Below are 14,058 nucleotides of genomic sequence, written 5' to 3'. Positions count from 1 at the left end.
TGCCCGCCCCGCCCGGGCGGACGGTCCGGCCGCCGGAGGTCACTTCTTCGGCGCCGTGCCGCAGAACTCGGCCTCGACGACCGCGCTGGTGTCCCCGGTCCAGTCGGCGTTGAGGTTCAGGGCGAGCGAGTGCCCGCCGTTCCGGGTGACGTGGGCCTCGGACGTGGAACCGTGGATGCCGCCGCCGTGGCCCCAGACCTCCTTGCCGCAGCTCAGCTTCGTCCGCATCAGCCCGAGGCCGTAGCGCAGCTGCGGGAAGTCCGGATGGGTGGCCACGGTGTCGGTCAGCTCCCGCTGCTCGGCCTTGGGCAGCAGCCCGCCCTTGAGCAGGGCGCGGTAGAAGGTCTGCAGATCACCGGAGTTGGAGATCATCTCCCCCGCCGCGTAGGCCAGGCTCGGGTTCAGTTCGGTGACGTCGTGGATCCGTGCCTCCGCCGGGTCCTGGCCGAGCGTGGAGTAGGCGCGTGAGCTGGGCCGGGGCATCGTCGCCTTCGTCCCGGGGACCGAGGTGCCCCGCAGCTTCAGCGGCTTGATGATGCGGCGCTCGACCTCCTTGCCGTACGGGCGGCCGGTCACCTTCTCGATCACCATGCCGGCCAGGACGTAGTTGGTGTTGGAGTAGTTCCAGCCGGTGCCGGGGGCGAAGTCGGGGCGGTGGGTCATCGCGAGGGCGACGAGCTCGCGCGGGGTCCAGGTGTCGTAGCGGTGCTCCAGGAAGTCGGGGCCGAAGACCTTCTTCTGGAATTCCGGGTCCTCGGTCACGCTGTAGACGCCGCTGGTGTGGTTGAGGAGCTGCCGGACCGTCATCGCGCGGCCGTCGTGGCCGTTGCCGCGGACCACGCCGGGCAGCCACTCCTCGACGTGGTCGTCGAGGTCGAGGCGGCCTTCGGCCTGGAGCTGGAGGAGGACGGTGGCGACGAAGGTCTTGGTGATGGAGCCGACCCGGTAGTGGTCCCGGCCCCCGCGCTCGCCGGCCGTGCCCGTCCAGGCGGTGCCTCCGACGCGGGCCTGGGCGACGGCTCCGGGAACGCCCGCCTCGACCGCCGCGTCGAGGGCCTGCCGGGTGGCGGCGTGCCGGTCCCGGTCCTGGGAGGCGGGCCCCGTCGCCGCTGCCGCGGGCGCCGCGAGCGCGGTGGCGGTGAGCGCGGCGACGGCGGTGGCCGCGAGGACGGTGCGGGCGGTGGTGCGTACGGCGGACATGTGCGGCTCCCCTGTGTCGGTACTGCGGTCGGGGGAGGTGACCTTGGGGAGGCGCGGGGGGTTGAGCGGGTCCGGGGGGTTGAGCGTGTTTCAGCCGTTCGCGGGGTCGGTGAGCCGGGAGCGTCCGACCGGGGGGCGTTCGCGCCACAGGTCGAGCCCGATGTCGACCAGTCCGACGCGGGCGAGTCCGGGGACGTCGGCGAGGGGGTGCCAGGCGGCGAGGTCGGTGGAGCCGCCGGTCTCGGGGCGCAGGGAGCCGCCGGTGAGGCGGACTTCGTAGAGGATCCGCAGCCCCTGGAAGTCGCCGGGCGCGTAGAGCCGGCGCAGCCAGGAGCGGCGGATCGAGTCGATGCCGAGGAGGGCGGTGGGCTCGGTGAGGTATCCGGTCTCCTCCTCGACCTCCCGGACGACGGTGTGGGCCGGGTCCTCTCCGTGGTCCATGCCGCCGCCGGGCAGGGTCCATCTCCTGGTGCCGTCGGCGGCCACCCAGCGGGCGAGCAGGATCTCCTCGTCACGGACGCACACGGCGTAGGCCGCCACCCTCAACTCCTTCTTCATGAGCCGAGGTTAGGGGGTGCTCCGGTTCGACCCGGGCGGGATCGGCAGGGCGCCCCCTCCGGGCCGGTGTCAGAACCAGTACGTGGGATACGCGCGTCCGGTGGCGCGGGCTCCGGCGAGGCCGACCGCGACGAGGAGGAGGGCGGCGAGGGCGAGCAGGGCGAGGAAGAGGAGGAACGGCGGGCTCTGCAGGGCGACGATCACGGCGGTCGCGGCGGCGGGCGAGTGCGGGGTGCGGGCCAGCATCATGACGCCGAGTGCGAGGCCTCCGGCGACGGCGGCGCTCCACATTCCGGGTCCGGCGACGGCGAGGACCGCGAAGCCGGTGAGGGCGGAGAGGAGCTGTCCGCCGACGACCGAGCGGGGCTGGGAGAGCGGCAGGTCGGGCGCGCCGGCCACCAGGGCCATGCTCGCAGCGAGCGGCGGGATGAGCAGGGGCTCGTGGAGCACGGCGCCGGCGGCGACGACCACGAGGAGCGCGGTGACGCTGACGGCGGTGGCCAGGGCGACCACCCGGACCCGGGGCCTGGCCGGCGGCCGGGGGCGGGTGGGGGCGGGCGCGGGGGCCGGGGCGGGAGCCGGGGCGGCGCCGGGAGTCGGGGCCGGACCGGAGGGCGGGGCAGTCGTCATGAAGGGTCCTGGGTCAGGGGCGGAGGGGCCGGGGAGGGGTCGGGGGCGGACCATCGCAACGGGGTAGAAGCCGCGGGTCAGGCCGGTCTGAGGCGGGGGTCGGAGTCGGGGCCGGGCCTGGGGTCGGGGACGAGGCCCGTGCGGTGCCACGGTCGGGGCCGTGCCGGTCGGCGTGTCGGGGCGGGCCGGGTGTCGGGGCGGGCCGGGGGCGGGTTACCCGCGACGCCGGGGGTAACCTCTCACGGCGACTTTAAGGGTTAGCCATGGAGAGCGTCAACCGGTCACGTACCCTTGAGGGGTTAGCTCGACGAGGAGGGCGCCCGCCATGACCGATTCGGATCCCCGGCCGCTCGTCGGCGAGCCGGTCTCCCTCGACCTGCTCAACACCCGGTGGAACGAGGACGGCGTCCGCCAGGATCTGCTCACGGGCACCGACGGCCTCGCGGTCTGGCTCGCCGCCAACGGGCTCGACGACCGCTTCACCGCGGACGCGGCCACCCTGCGGCACACCCTCGCCGCCCGGGACGCCCTCGCCGGCCTCGTGGACCGGCCCGGAGACCCGGTCGCGACCGCCCGCGTCGACGCCGTGCTCGGGCACGGCCGGATCCGCGCCACCCTCACCCCGGAGGGCCCCGGCGAGGAGGCGGAGTTCGCGGACGCGGCCTGGGGCCCCGGCTGGACGGCCGCCCGCGACTACCTCGACCTGCTGCGCGCGGCACCCGACCGCATCCGGGCCTGCGCCCACGACGCGTGCATCCTGCACTTCTACGACACCTCGCGGAACGGCACCCGGCGCTGGTGTTCGATGGCGATCTGCGGAAACCGGGCCAAGGCCTCGCGCCACTATGCTCGTACAAAAGACAACTAGGGCCTTTCGTTTGGATCAGGCCGGGCTCGCGGGCCCTGGCACCGCACCTCGCCGCGTTGTCGTCAGTCGCCAACGCTCCGCGTTGACTCCCTCCTCCGCCTTGCGATGCACGGCACCAGACCCCGCTCCCTGATCCGGCCTGATCCAAACGAAAGGCCCTGGTCCCCCTGACCGGAACCTGCAACTCACCCCGGTTCAGGGCGATTCATCCTTCGTGGCGCATGTCCCGCAGTGGCGGATGTGCGCCACGAGCACATCCCGCCGCCGGTTAACTCTCCCCAAACCCCTGTGTCGTACGAAAGGCTGAGCGGTCATCCGGTACCGAAATCCGGACCCTCTTCTTTCACACCAGGGATGTAAATGACCACCCCCGAAACTCAGAGCTCCATACCCGGGCGCTCGACCTCCGGGCACAGACGTGCGGCACGCATCGCCGCCGCCGCCGGACTGGTGACCGCTCTCATCGCGGCCGGTGCTGCTCCGGTCCTGGCCGCCGAGGACCCGGCGACCACTCCCCCGGTCAAGGCGTCCGACGCCGCCGACAAGCTCGGCGCGACCGACGCCCAGCGGCTCTCCGAGGCCGAGGCCACCGGCGAGAAGAACGTCACCGTTCTCGTCGCCACCGCCCCCGGCTCCACCGAGCAGGTCGCGGGCCAGCTCGACGCCGTCCCGGGCGCCTCGGTCGGCAAGCGGGAGGACAAGCTCGGCTACGTCCGCGCCACCCTGCCGACCGCCAAGGCCGCCGCCGCCATCCAGGCGGCCACGAAGCTCTCCTCCGTCCAGTCGATCGACCTCCAGGCCGAGATCAAGCTGGACGACCCGACCCCGGACGCGGGCACCACCGGCGCCGTCGAGGGCACGACCGTCTCCCGGACGTACCCGGCCCCCGGCAAGAACACGCCGGCGAAGAACCCGTACAACCCGTCCCACGAGACGGGCGCGGTCGACTTCGTCAAGAAGAACCCCAAGGCCGACGGCCGCGGGGTGACCATCGGCATCCTCGACTCCGGTGTCGACCTCGGCCACCCGGCCCTGCAGAAGACCACCACCGGCGAGCGCAAGATCGTCGACTGGGTCACCGCCACCGACCCGCTGACCGAGGGCGACGCCACCTGGCGCGCGCAGAACGCCCCCGTCGCGGGCCCGGTCTTCACCGCCTCCGCGCAGTCCTGGAAGGCGCCCGAGGGCTCCTACCAGTTCAGCCGCTTCCAGGAGTCGATCACCGCGGGCGGCGACCCGGCCGGTGACATCAACCGCGACGGCGACACGACCGACTTCTTCGGCATGCTGTACGACCCGGCCGCCGGAACCGTCCGCGTGGACTCCGACCAGAACAACGACTTCACGGACAACGCTCCGATGAAGCCGTACAAGGCCGATCAGCAGGTCGGCTACTTCGGCACCGACGACCCGGCCACCCCGGTCGTCGAGAAGACCCCGTTCGTCGTCGAGATCCGCAAGGACGTCGCGATGGACCCGCTCGGCGGCACCTGGGTCGGCAAGAAGCTCGACTTCGTCAACATCGGCGTCGTCGAGTCCTCGCACGGCACGCACGTCGCCGGCATCACCGCCGCGCACAGCCTCTTCGGCGGCAAGATGAACGGCGCCGCCCCCGGCGCGAAGATCGTCTCCTCGCGCGCCTGCACGTGGACCGGCGGCTGCACCAACACCGCGCTGACCGAGGGCATGACCGACCTCGTCGTCAACCGCGGCGTCGACATCGTCAACATGTCGATCGGCGGCCTGCCCGCGCAGAACGACGGCGACAACGTCCGCGCCCGCCTCTACACCCGTCTGATCGACGAGTACGGCGTCCAGCTGGTCATCTCGGCCGGCAACTCCGGCCCGGGCATCAACACGATCGGCGACCCCGGCCTGGCCGACAAGGTCGTCTCGGTCGGCGCGGCCATCTCCAAGGAGACCTGGGCCGCCAACTACGGCTCGGCCGTCTCCAAGCCGTACGCGATGTTCCCCTTCTCCTCGCGCGGCCCGCGTGAGGACGGCGGCTTCACCCCGACCATCACCGGTCCCGGCTCGGCCGTGAACACCATCCCGACCTGGCAGGACGGGGCGGGCGTTCCCGAGTCCGGCTACGCGCTGCCCGCCGGTTACGGCATGCTCAACGGCACGTCGATGTCCTCCCCGCAGGTCGCCGGCGCGAGCGCGCTGCTGATCTCCGCGGCGAAGCAGCAGCGCGTCGAGCTCGACCCGCTCACCCTGCGCACGGCGCTCACCTCGACCGCCGAGCGCATCCCCGGTGTCGCCGCGCACGAGCAGGGCTCGGGCCGCATCGACATCGCGGACGCCTGGGACTCGATCCAGGACGGCGCCACGGCCCACGACTACAAGGTCGAGGCCCCGGTCGACACCGCGATCTTCCCGGCCCCGCACACCGGCACCGGTGTGTACGACCGTGAGGGCGGCCTCAAGGCCGGCCAGAAGAAGACGTACAACGTCACCGTCACCCGCACCTCGGGTCCGGCGTACGGCGTGCGCCACGACCTGAACTGGAAGTACAACGACGGCACCTTCCGCGCCGCCACCGCCTACGACTACATCACGCTGCCGCTGAACAAGCCGGTGACCGTGAAGGTCGAGGCGCTGCCGCGCACGGCCGGCGTCCACAGCGCCATCCTGGAGCTGGACGACGAGCGCACCGAGGGCGTGGACAAGCAGATCCTGTCCACCGTCGTCGTCGCGAGCAAGCTGGCCGCGCCCGGCTTCGGCCTCTCCGCCACCGGGTCGGTCCAGCGCAACAGCCACCGCTCGTACTTCGTGAACGTGCCGGAGGGCGCCAAGACCCTGGAGGTCGCGCTCGGCGGTCTCAAGGAGAAGAGCCAGACCCGGTTCATCGCGATCCACCCGTACGGCGTGGCCATCGAGTCCACCGCCTCCAACGTGTGCTACCCGCACTACAACCCGGGCAACGGCTGCCGCGCCGACCTCCGGTCGTACACCGACCCGACGCCGGGCGTCTGGGAGATCGAGGTCGAGTCGCGCCGTACGTCGCCCGACCTGGACAACCCGTACAAGCTGGACGTCGCGGTGCTGGGCGCCGACTTCGACCCGGCCGTGCAGACCGTCCCCGAGGCGAAGGTCGGCACCCCGGCCGCCGTCGAGTGGAAGGTGACCAACAAGTTCGCCGCGATCGACGGCAAGCTCAAGGGCGGCTCGCTCGGCTCGGCCAAGGTCGAGACGCCGACGATCAAGCACCACGAGCAGCAGACCAAGACCGTCACCGTCGGTGAGGGTGTGGACCGGCTGGACGTGGCCATCGGCAACACCTCCGACAAGGCCGCCGACCTCGACCTGACCGTCCTCCTGAACGGCCAGCAGGTCGGCCAGGCGGCGGACGGCGACTCGGAGGAGGCCGTCTCGCTGGTCAAGCCGGCGCCGGGCACCTACACGATCGTGATCGACGGGTACTCGGTCCAGGCGGAGGGTGGCACGACCTTCGACTACAAGGACGTCTACTACTCCGCCGCGCTCGGCAGCGTCCAGGTCGACGCGGCCCAGCAGGTGAAGCTGGCGAACGGCGCGAGCGCCCAGGTCGGCGCCTCGGTGCTGGTCGCCGGCGCCGCGCCCGAGGGCCGGCAGTTCTTCGGTGAGGTCCAGCTGGTGAACGCGCGCGGCACGGTCGCGGGCTCCGGCAGCGTCGTGATCGGCAAGGTCACGCCGTAACCACCGGTGAATCCCCGCTGAGCGGGTAGGAGGGCGGGCGCCGGAACCGGCGCCCGCCCTTCGCATGTCCCGACCCTTGGACAATGGATTGGACAAGGCGCCGGGTGCCATACGCATCATGGACCGGCAGCACCCCTGCACAAACGTACGGAGGAACCCCCGTGAAGGTCGGAATCGTCGGAGCCACCGGTCAGGTCGGCACAGTCATGCGCAGGATCCTGGCCGAGCGCGACTTCCCGCTCGACGAGCTGCGGCTCTTCGCCTCCGCCCGTTCCGCCGGCACGGTCCTCGACGGGGTCACGGTCGAGGACGCCTCCACCGCCGACTACACCGGCCTGGACATCGTGCTCTTCTCCGCCGGTGGCGCCACCTCCAAGGCCCTCGCCGAGAAGGTCGCCTCCCAGGGCGCCGTGGTGATCGACAACTCCTCCGCCTGGCGCCGTGACCCCGAGGTCCCGCTGGTGGTCTCCGAGGTCAACCCGCACGCGATCAAGGACCGCCCCAAGGGAATCATCGCCAACCCGAACTGCACCACGATGGCCGCGATGCCGGTCCTCAAGCCCCTCCACCAGGAGGCCGGCCTGACCGCGCTGGTCGCCACGACCTACCAGGCCGTCTCCGGCTCGGGCGTCGCGGGCGTCGCGGAGCTGGACGGCCAGGTCAAGGCCGTCGCCGACCGCGCCACCGAGCTGACCCACGACGGCGACGCCGTCGCGTACCCCGAGCCCGGCGTCTACAAGCGCCCCATCGCCTTCAACGTCCTCCCGCTCGCCGGCAACCTCGTCGACGACGGCTCGCACGAGACGGACGAGGAGCAGAAGCTCCGCAACGAGTCCCGCAAGATCCTGGAGATCCCGGAGCTCAAGGTCTCCGGCACCTGCGTGCGCGTCCCGGTCTTCTCCGGCCACTCCCTCCAGGTGAACGCCCGCTTCGACCGCCCGATCAGTGTCGAGCGCGCCTACGAGCTGCTGAAGGACGCCGAGGGCGTCGAGCTCTCCGAGATCCCGACCCCGCTGCAGGCGGCGGGCAAGGACGCGTCCTACGTCGGCCGGATCCGGGCGGACGAGACCGTGGAGAACGGCCTCGCGCTCTTCGTCTCCAACGACAACCTGCGCAAGGGTGCCGCGCTGAACGCGGTGCAGATCGCGGAGCTGGTCGCGGCGGAGCTGAAGGGCTGACGCCGCTCCCGTACGGGACGAAGGGGCGGCCGCCCGGGTGGGACGGCCGCCCCTTCGGCGTGCCCGTCGTCGTCCCGTGGTCATGGTCCCGACGGAATTCGGACAACGCGTTCGAACCCCGGGCGGCCGGTGACAGGATCCGAGCATGACCCAGATACCGAAGGGCGGCGCCGTTCCGGTCCCCGGCCGGGCCCTCCAGGTCGCGGTGGCCTGGCGGACCGGTCTCGGCGTGCCCGACGTGGACGTGTCGGCGCTGCTGATCGGCGCCGGCGGGCGGGTGCGCGACGACGCCGATCTGGTCTTCTACAACCACGGCGAGCACCCCTCGCGGGCGGTGCGGCATCTGGGCAGGTCGGCGCCGGGCGAGCCGGGTTCCCCGGCGGCGGACTGGCTGTGGCTGGACCTCGCGCGCGTGGAGCCGGCCGTGGAGCGCGTGGTGATCGCCGCCTCGGCGGACGGCGGCGCCTTCGGACAGGTGCCGTCCCTGGACATCCGGGTCACGGACACGACGGGCGCCCCGGCGGCGTACTTCGCGATCGGGGACGCGTCGACGGAGACGGCGTTCGTGTGCGGCGAGTTCCGGCGGAGCGGCGGGGGCTGGAGCTTCCGGGCGGTCGGCCAGGGGTACGTCTCGGGTCTGGCCGGCCTGGCGACGGACTTCGGCATCGTGGTGGAGGCCCCGCCGGCCCCCATCCCGGGCCCCGGCTATGTCCCGCCCCCCGCGCCGGGCCGGGGGCGCCTGGTGTCGTCCTGGTACGCCTCGTCCGACTCGTACGCTCCGAACGCCTCGCACGCACTCTCCGACTCGTACGCCCCGTCGGACTCGTACACCTCCTACGCCTCCGACACCTCCACGCTCTCCCTCGTCTCCCCCGCCCCCGCCGACCTGTTCGCCGCCGACCCGTTCGCCGCCGACTTCCGGCCCTCCGTCCACCAGGGCCGCGGCAAGGAGACCGTCGTCTGCGACCCCGCGCTGCCGCCCGGCTGGGCGCTCCTGGAGATCGAGTCGTACCACTCGATCTCCACCACCATCGAGTCCTGCGACGCCCACGGCCGCACCGAGGACTTCCTGCTCGCGGCCTACGAGGACGACGTCCGGGCCCGGACCGTCGCCCTCGTCCCGCCGGACCGGCCCCTGACCCTGCGGGTCGAGGCGGACGCCCCCTGGACCCTGCGCGTCCTCCCCCTCGCCCACGCCCGCCGCTTCGACAGCCACATCGAAGGGCACGCCCACGACCTCGTCGTCTACGAGGGGCCGCCCGGCGTCCTCGACTTCGTCCACCACGGCGAGTCCCCGGTCACCGTCCACCGGCACACCCCGCCGCGGGAGCCCCAGTACGACGCGGAGGACCAGGAGCTGCTGGTCGACGAGCGCGGCGGGGTCCTGGCCAGCGTGCCCCTGGCCGGGCCCGGCCTGCTGCGCATCAGCGGCGACGGGCCGTGGAAATGCTCGGTGCGCCGCTGAGGTACGCCGTGGAAGGATGAGCCAAACGTCACGAAACCGAGGAGTTGACCGGGTGCCTGGCACAAACCTGACCCGTGAAGAGGCGCAGCAGCGGGCGAAGCTGCTGACCGTGGACGCGTACGAGGTCGACCTCGACCTCTCCGGTGCGCAGGAGGGCGGCACCTACCGGTCCGTCACCACCGTCCGCTTCGATTCCGCCGAGGCGCACGCCTCGACCTTCATCGACCTCGTCGCCCCCGCCGTGCACGAGGTCGTCCTGAACGGTCACGCGCTCGACGTCGCCGCCGTCTTCCGGGACTCGCGCATCGCGCTGGCCCATCTGCACCAGGGCCCCAACGAGCTGAAGGTCGTCGCGGACTGCGCGTACACCAACACCGGTGAGGGCCTGCACCGGTTCGTCGACCCGGTCGACGACCAGGCGTACCTGTACACGCAGTTCGAGGTGCCGGACGCCCGCCGCGTCTTCGCCTCCTTCGAGCAGCCGGACCTGAAGGCGACTTTCCAGTTCACCGTGAAGGCGCCGAGCGGCTGGACGGTGATCTCGAACTCGCCGACGCCGGAGCCCAAGGACGACGTGTGGGTCTTCGAGCCGACCCCGCGGATCTCGACGTACATCACCGCCCTGATCGTCGGCCCGTACCACTCGGTGCACTCCTCCTACGAGAAGGACGGGCAGACGGTCCCGCTGGGCATCTACTGCCGTCCGTCGCTGGCCGAGTACCTCGACGCGGAGCACATCTTCGACGTCACCCGGCAGGGCTTCGGCTGGTTCCAGGAGAAGTTCGCGTACGACTACCCCTTCGCGAAGTACGACCAGCTCTTCGTGCCGGAGTTCAACGCGGGCGCGATGGAGAACGCGGGCGCGGTCACCATCCGCGACCAGTACGTCTTCCGCTCGAAGGTGACGGACGCGGCGTACGAGCGCCGGGCCGAGACGATCCTGCACGAGCTGGCCCACATGTGGTTCGGCGACCTGGTCACCATGGAGTGGTGGAACGACCTGTGGCTGAACGAGTCGTTCGCCACCTTCACCTCGGTCGCCTGCCAGGCCTCCGTGGAGGGCACCCGCTGGCCGCACGCCTGGACCACCTTCGCCAACGCGGAGAAGACCTGGGCGTACCGCCAGGACCAGCTGCCGTCCACGCACCCGATCATGGCCGAGATCAACGATCTCGAGGACGTGCTGGTCAACTTCGACGGCATCACCTACGCCAAGGGCGCCAGCGTGCTGAAGCAGCTGGTCGCGTACGTCGGCGAGGAGGAGTTCTTCAAGGGCGTGCAGGCGTACTTCAAGGCGCACGCCTTCGGCAACACGCGCCTGTCGGACCTGCTCGGCGCCCTGGAGGAGACCTCCGGCCGTGACCTCAAGGCGTGGTCGAAGGCGTGGCTGGAGACGGCCGGCATCAACATCCTCCGCCCGGTGATCGAGACCGGCGAGGACGGCGCGATCACCTCGTTCGCCGTCCGGCAGGAGGCCCCGGCGCTGCCCGCGGGCGCCAAGGGCGAGTCGATCCTGCGCCCGCACCGGATCGCGATCGGCTTCTACGACCTGGACGAGGCCGGCAAGCTGGTGCGGACCGAGCGGGTCGAGCTGGACGTCACGGCCACCGAGCTGACGGCCGTGCCGCAGCTGGCGGGCAAGGCCCGCCCGGCGGTCGTGCTGCTCAACGACGACGACCTGTCGTACGCCAAGATCCGGCTCGACGAGGTGTCGCTGAAGAACGTCACGGAGCACCTCGGGGACTTCACCGAGTCGCTGCCGCGGGCGCTGTGCTGGTCCTCCGCCTGGGACATGACCCGGGACGGCGAGCTGGCCACGCGCGACTACCTGGAGCTGGTGCTCTCCGGCATCGGCAAGGAGTCCGACATCGGCGTCGTCCAGTCGCTGCAGGGCCAGGCGAAGGCGGCCCTGGAGCTGTACGCGGCTCCGGAGTGGCGCGAGACGGGCCTGAACCGTTGGACCGAGGCGACGCTGGCGCACCTGCGGGCGGCCGAGCCGGGCAGCGACCACCAGCTGGCCTGGGCGCGGGCGTTCGCCGCGACCGCGCGCACGCCGCAGCAGCTCGATCTGCTCGCCGCGCTCCTGGAGGGCAACGAGTCGATCGAGGGCCTGGCCGTCGACACCGAGCTGCGCTGGGCGTTCGTGCAGCGGCTCGCGGCGACCGGGGTCTACGACGAGCCGGAGATCGCCGGCGAGCTGGACCGAGACCGGACGGCGGCCGGTGAGCGGCACGCGGCCACCGCGCGCGCGGCCCGCCCGTCGGAGGCGGCGAAGGCGGAGGCGTGGGCGTCGGTCGTGGAGTCCGACAAGCTGGCCAACGCCGTGCAGGAGGCGGTGATCGGCGGTTTCGTCCAGACCGACCAGCGCGAGCTGCTCGCCCCGTACACGGAGAAGTACTTCGCCTCCATCAAGGGCGTGTCGGAGACCCGTAGCCACGAGATGATCCAGCAGATCGTGGTGGGGCTCTACCCGACGCTCCAGGTCTCGCAGGAGACGCTGGACGCCACCGACGCGTGGATCGCGGCGAACGACCCGGCTCCGGCGCTGCGCCGTCTGGTGACGGAGTCCCGCGCGGGTGTGGAGCGTGCGCTGAAGGCGCAGGCGGCGGACGCGGCCGCCGCGCGCTGACGCCTCGACAGGGAAGGGCCCCCGGACGGATACCGTCCGGGGGCCCTTCGGCGTGTCTCGCCGGTCTTGCCGGCTGGTCAGCCCAGGGACCTCATCCACTGCCAGCCGCCGGTGCCGATGGTGGCCGGCGTCCCGAGGCCGGTGGTCGCGGGACCCGTGCCGGTCGTTCCGGTCGTTCCGGTCGTTCCGGGCAGGAACTCCAGGTTCTCGGCCGTGCCGGAGGTGCGGGTCGTCCACAGGTCGGGCGTGCCGTCGCCGTTCACGTCGCCCGCCGAGACCGCGAGCCGCCGGTCCGCGACCGTCCACGGGCCGCCGTCGAGGGCCCGGGCCGTGGCGAGGGGCTGCGCGCCCCGGCCCGCGAAGTGCGCGATCGTTCCCGTGGCGCGGTCACGGCCCCAGACGTCGGCGCGGCCGTCGTGGTCGGCGTCGCCGGGCAGGAGCACGTCGTACCCGGCCCACTCCGGCTCGCCGATCCGCACGGCGGCGCGGGCCGCGAAGCCCGGCGTGCCGTCGACGGCGGGCGCGCCGCGGTGCAGCCACAGGCCGGTGGTGCTGCGGGCGAGGACGTCGGGGTGTCCGTCGCCGTCGATGTCCCCGGCGCTGACCGGGGTGGCGTGGGACCAGCCGGTAGGCCGGCCGCCCATGGGCAGACGGGCGCCGAGCTCGCCGCTTCCGGTGTTGGGGTAGACCCAGAGGGCGTCGCCGATGCGGGCGACCACGTCCTCGCGGCCGTCGCCGGTCCAGTCGCCGCGGTGGCTGACGACGGCGTCGGTCCAGCCGCCGGTGCCGATCTGGCGCGCGGTGCCGAGGCGGCCGCCGCCGGTGCCGGGGTAGAGGCGCAGGTCGCCCTCGTCCTGGACCGCCAGGACGTCGGGGCGGCGGTCGCCGGTCAGGTCTCCCGGCACGCCGGAGCCCGCCCGGGGTTCGGGATGGGCGGCCGCCCGCAGCAGCAGGTGGTCGGAGAGCGGGGCCGTGCCGGCGGGCTGGGGCTCGAAGGCGTCGGCCCGTACGGTGTGGAAGTCGCCGGCGGAGAAGAAGACGTGGTCGAACTTCGGGCCGGCGGGGACCGTCGCCTCGCCCGACTCGCACTCGCCGGCCCCGGCGTCGAGGCACTCCCGGGTGAAGTGGTCGCGGTCGTTCTCGTCCGCCTCGGCGAACCGGCCGGTGCCGGGCAGCCCGGCGCGCACCGGGTCGAGGGCGGCGTAGGCCGGTCCGGCGTTGAAGTCGCCGCCGAGGATCACGGGGACGCCGGCGGCCCAGGTGTCGATGTGGGCCAGAGCCTCGGCGGAGCCGTTGTCCGGCTGGATGTACTGCGCGAGGTGGGTGGTGCAGGCCAGGGTGGTGCGTCCGTCGACGGGGCCGCGCGCGCAGAGCACGGCGCGGGGCTCCTTGCCCGCCGGGACGGTCAGTGCGGCGGTGTACCGCTCGACCGCGGGCGCCTTGACGAAGACGCCGAGGCCGAAGCGCTCGTCGCCGGTGGCGGACCACTTGGCGCAGCCGTTCGAGGTGGTGGTGCTCGTCCACACGGCGGTGTAGTCGGGCTTCAGGGCGTCGCGGAGCGAGGCCCACTGGCCGATGCACAGCTCCTGGAGCATGACGGCGTCGGCGTCCCAGGAGGTGGTCTGCTCCCGGAGTTCGGCCGTCCAGGTCGGCAGGTCGAGCGCGCTCTGGCAGGTGTGTCCGCCGCAGACGTTGTACGTGAGGGTGCGGACCGGCGGCGCGGTGGCCGGGTCGACGGTGTCGGCCGCCGCCCCGGTCACCGTGCCGGTGAGCAGTACCAGGACGGCGGTGAGCCCGACTGTCCAGCGCCGCAGCGTTCTTCGTGGGTCGTTCATGTGTCGTGTCCCCC

General features: G+C 72.5%; 9 protein-coding genes. 5 read left to right on the top strand and 4 right to left on the bottom strand.

The window, feature by feature from the left end:
• Window positions 1–39: 39 nt before the first annotated feature.
• The 3 genes from ACZ6RC_RS01590 to ACZ6RC_RS01580 all read right to left on the bottom strand — a co-directional run bounded on the left by ACZ6RC_RS01590 (window position 40) and on the right by ACZ6RC_RS01580 (window position 2,388).
• Complete coding sequence (locus ACZ6RC_RS01590) at window positions 40–1,200, bottom strand: serine hydrolase domain-containing protein (RefSeq protein WP_469578622.1); 1,161 nt, start codon at window positions 1,198–1,200, stop codon at window positions 40–42.
• Between the two features lie 90 nt (window positions 1,201–1,290).
• Complete coding sequence (locus tag ACZ6RC_RS01585; protein ID WP_469578621.1) at window positions 1,291–1,758, bottom strand: NUDIX hydrolase; 468 nt, start codon at window positions 1,756–1,758, stop codon at window positions 1,291–1,293.
• A gap of 69 nt (window positions 1,759–1,827) precedes the next feature.
• Window positions 1,828–2,388, bottom strand: a complete 561-nt coding sequence (locus ACZ6RC_RS01580) for an HPP family protein (protein ID WP_469578619.1) — start codon at window positions 2,386–2,388, stop codon at window positions 1,828–1,830.
• Window positions 2,389–2,713: 325 nt separating this feature from the next.
• Between ACZ6RC_RS01580 and ACZ6RC_RS01575 the strand changes: the two genes are divergently transcribed.
• The 5 genes from ACZ6RC_RS01575 (at window position 2,714) to pepN (ending at window position 12,209) form a co-directional block, all read left to right on the top strand.
• Window positions 2,714–3,256, top strand: a complete 543-nt coding sequence (locus ACZ6RC_RS01575) for a CGNR zinc finger domain-containing protein (protein ID WP_391142712.1) — start codon at window positions 2,714–2,716, stop codon at window positions 3,254–3,256.
• A 360-nt stretch (window positions 3,257–3,616) separates the two neighbouring features.
• Window positions 3,617–6,937 (top strand): S8 family serine peptidase, encoded by a 3,321-nt coding sequence (locus tag ACZ6RC_RS01570; RefSeq protein WP_453614498.1) that lies wholly within the window; start codon window positions 3,617–3,619, stop codon window positions 6,935–6,937.
• A gap of 161 nt (window positions 6,938–7,098) precedes the next feature.
• A complete protein-coding gene (locus tag ACZ6RC_RS01565; RefSeq protein ID WP_469578617.1) occupies window positions 7,099–8,115 on the top strand; it encodes an aspartate-semialdehyde dehydrogenase in 1,017 nt (338 codons plus the stop codon).
• Between the two features lie 145 nt (window positions 8,116–8,260).
• Window positions 8,261–9,580 (top strand): TerD family protein, encoded by a 1,320-nt coding sequence (locus tag ACZ6RC_RS01560; RefSeq protein ID WP_469578615.1) that lies wholly within the window; start codon window positions 8,261–8,263, stop codon window positions 9,578–9,580.
• 52 nt (window positions 9,581–9,632) lie between these two features.
• Window positions 9,633–12,209 (top strand): aminopeptidase N, encoded by a 2,577-nt coding sequence (pepN, locus tag ACZ6RC_RS01555; protein WP_391142721.1) that lies wholly within the window; start codon window positions 9,633–9,635, stop codon window positions 12,207–12,209.
• A 77-nt stretch (window positions 12,210–12,286) separates the two neighbouring features.
• Here the strand turns inward: pepN and ACZ6RC_RS01550 are convergent, their stop codons facing one another.
• Window positions 12,287–14,044 (bottom strand): FG-GAP-like repeat-containing protein, encoded by a 1,758-nt coding sequence (locus tag ACZ6RC_RS01550; protein ID WP_469578612.1) that lies wholly within the window; start codon window positions 14,042–14,044, stop codon window positions 12,287–12,289.
• Between the last annotated feature and the right edge of the window lie 14 nt (window positions 14,045–14,058).

It is taken from the genome of Streptomyces sp. NPDC048353 (assembly GCF_055587165.1).
Note: the sequence above shows the minus strand (reverse complement) of the source record. Positions and strands in the feature narration are given on the sequence as shown.

Coding starts and splice junctions, on each gene's coding strand:
- ACZ6RC_RS01590 (WP_469578622.1), bottom strand. CDS start 1,200: ATGTCCGCCGTACGCACCACCGCCCGCACCGTCCTCGCGGCCACCGCC.
- ACZ6RC_RS01585 (WP_469578621.1), bottom strand. CDS start 1,758: ATGAAGAAGGAGTTGAGGGTGGCGGCCTACGCCGTGTGCGTCCGTGAC.
- ACZ6RC_RS01580 (WP_469578619.1), bottom strand. CDS start 2,388: ATGACGACTGCCCCGCCCTCCGGTCCGGCCCCGACTCCCGGCGCCGCC.
- ACZ6RC_RS01575 (WP_391142712.1), top strand. CDS start 2,714: ATGACCGATTCGGATCCCCGGCCGCTCGTCGGCGAGCCGGTCTCCCTC.
- ACZ6RC_RS01570 (WP_453614498.1), top strand. CDS start 3,617: ATGACCACCCCCGAAACTCAGAGCTCCATACCCGGGCGCTCGACCTCC.
- ACZ6RC_RS01560 (WP_469578615.1), top strand. CDS start 8,261: ATGACCCAGATACCGAAGGGCGGCGCCGTTCCGGTCCCCGGCCGGGCC.
- ACZ6RC_RS01550 (WP_469578612.1), bottom strand. CDS start 14,044: ATGAACGACCCACGAAGAACGCTGCGGCGCTGGACAGTCGGGCTCACC.